3 protein-coding genes and 1 pseudogene are annotated in these 3,569 nt (G+C 52.3%); 1 reads left to right on the forward strand and 3 read right to left on the reverse strand.

Annotated elements, in window-relative coordinates:
- Positions 1 to 724: pseudogene (locus L5656_RS10980) on the reverse strand (transposase); the annotation flags it as partial.
- A gap of 287 nt (positions 725 to 1,011) precedes the next feature.
- On the opposite strand from L5656_RS10980, the gene L5656_RS10985 reads away from it, so the two are divergent.
- Complete coding sequence (locus L5656_RS10985) at positions 1,012 to 2,421, forward strand: MATE family efflux transporter (protein ID WP_297202895.1); 1,410 nt, start codon at positions 1,012 to 1,014, stop codon at positions 2,419 to 2,421.
- On the opposite strand, the gene L5656_RS10990 is transcribed toward L5656_RS10985, so the two are convergent.
- The gene (locus tag L5656_RS10990) at positions 2,390 to 2,875 is read right to left on the reverse strand and encodes a putative toxin-antitoxin system toxin component, PIN family (RefSeq protein ID WP_297202897.1); all 486 of its coding nucleotides are present in this window, start codon (positions 2,873 to 2,875) and stop codon (positions 2,390 to 2,392) included. The two genes, L5656_RS10985 and L5656_RS10990, sit on opposite strands and share 32 nt — an antisense overlap.
- Positions 2,876 to 3,349: 474 nt before the next feature.
- Positions 3,350 to 3,569, reverse strand: a 220-nt coding sequence (locus L5656_RS10995) for a HEPN domain-containing protein (RefSeq protein ID WP_297202899.1), incomplete at its 5' end; no start/stop codon positions are given.

The following is a 3,569-nucleotide window of genomic DNA, read 5'->3' on the forward strand; positions in this document are numbered from 1 at the left end:
GTATGCTCCGGTAACGGCTGGGTATCTCCAAAGGTACAGTTATCCAGTCTTCTTCCTTCCTCTTGCGGCCGTTCTTGTTTTCCGGCTCCGGGGGTATGTAGATGTTGAGGCGGAAAGAGCCGGTAGCCTCATCGAAGACCACTTCCGTGTTGGCGTTGCCGTATTGGCCTTCCAGCCCCTTCTGGTTGGCCTGGCCCACGGAGTAAAAGGCGTTGGCCCGGAGTTCCCGCCACTCCTCTTTAGAAAGCTTCCCCTCTTGGAGGAGGAGCAGATTCCTCTTACCCCCGAATACTGCAGGCGGGACTTCATTCCTCTCCAGGAAGCCTTTCCAGTAGGCCAGCCTACCCCGGAGCCTGGCAATACGGGCCAGTATGCCCCGGCGGTGGAGCTTATCTTTGGTGCGTTCCAGTTTCTCTTCGGACTTCTCTATCTTCGCCTCCAGATCCGATACGTGCATTCTTACCTGTTCCTTTTGGCTCTCGATGGTGGCTCTAGCGTCCTCTACCGCCCACTGGCACCAGCGGGCGTTGGGGAAGAACTTGTCATAGAGGTCTTTGACTATTTCCCCGGGTTCTTTCCCATGCCTCAAGGCCTGGTAAGCGGTTCGTTTGGCCGCCTGGAAGCGGCGCATGAAGGAGCAAAGTTTTTCTTCTGCCTCCCTGTCCGGGTATATCCTGCCGGGCACGGTTACCATATCAGCCGGCTTGCTTACCTTAAAGTGCATTGCTGGGTTTTCCCCTCCAAGAGTTCTTCTATTACCAATTCTACTAGTGCAAAGCTACAATCGGCAATCAGGTATGGAAAGTTCAAGATCGTTTAGCATCAAATGCCGTAGCTGTTGGCAGGACCCCCGCAACGAAATCGGATAAAAAATTTGCGCGCGGCAACGGTAAAGTGATGCGCTAATCAAAATGCATCCGCTGCGTAAAAAGGTGCTATAATAGTTTCTGTATTCCCTTCCGGTGAAGTGAAAGGAAGATAGCGGCAGGTACGAAAAGAGGTGTCGCTGTAATGGATGAACGCCCTCGCGAACTCGGGTACGCCCCTGTAGGCCGCCTGCTCTGGCACTTCTCCTGGCCGGCCATCGTAGGCATGACCTGCAACGCATTGTACAACGTCGTAGACCGCGCCTTTGTGGGCCATGGGGTAGGCCCCCTGGCCATCGCTGCTACAACAGTAGCCTTCCCTGTTATGATAATACTGATGGCCCTCTCCGTGCTGGTCGGGGTAGGCACCACTGCCCTCATCTCCATCCGGCTGGGCGAGCAGAAAAAAGAAGAGGCAGAACTAGCGGCAGCCAACGGCACGGCCTTGCTGTTCTTGCTTCCCCTGTCCTTCGCAGTGGTATATTTCTTGTTCCCGGAGCCTATTTTAAGGCTTTTCGGTGCCACTGATGAGGTCATGCCTTATGCCCGTGATTTTATGGACATCATCATGCTGGGAGCGCCTTTCGGAAGCTTAGGCATGGGGATGAACAACTTCATAAGGGCGGAAGGAAATCCCCTGATGGCGATGTCCACCCAGGTGTTCGGCGCCCTGCTAAACGGAATCCTAAATTACGTATTCATCTTCCACCTCAAGATGGGCATCAAAGGCTCGGCCCTCGCTACCGTGACCGGCCAGGTGTTCGCTTCCCTCTGGGTCTTAAGCTATTACTTTACCGGCCGCAGCCTGGTTAAGCTAAAGCTTAAAAATTTTGCCCTGCGGCTTCCGGTCATCCTTAATATAACGGCCATAGGCTTTGCGCCCTTCGCCATGCAGATGGCAAACTCCCTGCAGCAGGTCATCCTAAATAAGACGGTCTTAAGGTACAGCGGCGACCTCGGGCTCTCCGCAGTGGGTATAATGATGAGCATAGCTGGCCTGCTCCTTATGCCCATACTGGGCATAAGCCAGGGAGCCCAGCCCATCATCGGCTTTAATTACGGCGCCCGGCAATACAGCAGGGTTATAGACGCTTTGAAGAAAGCGGTGATAGCTGCAAGCTGCGTCTCGGTCACGGGATATCTTGCCCTGCGCCTATGGCCCTCACAGATAGCAGCGCTGTTCACCGAAGGGGAGCCGGAGCTCATCGATACAACGGCCCAGGCCATGCGCACATTCTTCGCCATGATCTTTGTAATCGGCTTTCAGGTTATTTGCTCCAACTACTTCCAGGCCGTAGGCAAAGCCAAGCAGGCGGCGGTCTTAAGTTTGTCCAGGCAGGTATTGCTGTTCATACCCCTCCTCCTCATCCTTCCCCACTTCTGGGGGATCAAGGGAGTCTGGAGAACCCCGCCCATTGCGGATGCCCTTTCCTCAGCAATAACGGCCTGCTTCATCTTGCGTGAAGTTAAGCTTTTGTCCGCAAAAAAGCAGCTCGCCGGGACCCAAATGGCTACCGTACAACTTAACCCCAGCCGCCACCTAAACAGATATTAAAGTTTCTTAAGCTGCACCTTGTAAAAGGTGAAGTCCGGCACTTTAAAGAAGCCAACGCGAGCCGGGTCCTTCGTTGGCTAACAATAGCTATATCTCCCACATGATTTAGCTCAAGAAGATGTTTATCACCGGTCACTACCCAACCGGCCCTGCCTTCTATGGCGCACTCTAATACTCTATTATCTTGCGGGTCTTCCGTCACCAGAGAAACGGAGTTCTGCGGATACACCATTACCACCCAGGGTAACGCTAGGATTCCCTCCAACAGGTCAGCCCTCTCCCTAGCTGAACCAAGAACAGCAAATTTATCCCTAGCCAGTACAGTAACATATTCTTTCACAAGCTCCGGATTTACGACCGGTACGAACCGGCCCAAAATCCAAGCATCAAGGACCTCTGCCGGATGGCTCTTCCTGCTTAAAAAACCTGAAATTAAAACATTGGTGTCAATCACTGCCCGCATTTCCCAGCCGTGGTCTTAATTGGTCGACCCCTATAACTTTTTCCATATAATCACCCCAAGATTAATTTCTACATTACATTTTGCCTTTATGATAGCTTGTGCTGGAAGAGAATACGAGACGGACTCCCCTGTTTTACCCTACAACTCTACGGAAATGTCTGGATAATACCCGCCGCTGGGTAAAGTCACCTCCGCCTGAACGAACAAGTGGATTGTCACACCTCTACCCAGGGGCGTAGCACCAGGGCGGCCAGCCACAGTATTTCGCCTTCGCTTAGAGTAAAAAATACTGCTCTCCGTAGTCGGGAAAAAGAAAGGGAAAGCGGTCCGGTGGACCGCTTTCCCTTTCGCAATTGTTTTACGCCTGCTCTTACCCTGGAGGCAAAAGGGCTCCAGGGAAAGGGGACATTTTTATCTAAATTTTAAAACGTTTTAAACCTCTTCCGGGCTTGCTTTGGAGGAGGTTCAAACTAGGAGAAATGCAACTTTGTTGTATACGGTTTCTGCTATATCAATAGCCTTCTGTGCATCTTCCCTGGTCGCCCCTCCCACATCACCGGGGTAACGGCCCTCAGTAGCCCAAATACTTAACCATTCCAGCTCCATTTCAGCAAACTCTTCCTGTTCGTCGGCGGGCAACAGCCCCATTAAGTACTCCAAGTCATGTTTATAAGCAAACCTTATC

The organism is Thermanaeromonas sp. (genome assembly GCF_021890735.1).
In the GTDB taxonomy this organism is placed as follows: Bacteria; Bacillota; DSM-521; order Neomoorellales; family Neomoorellaceae; genus Thermanaeromonas.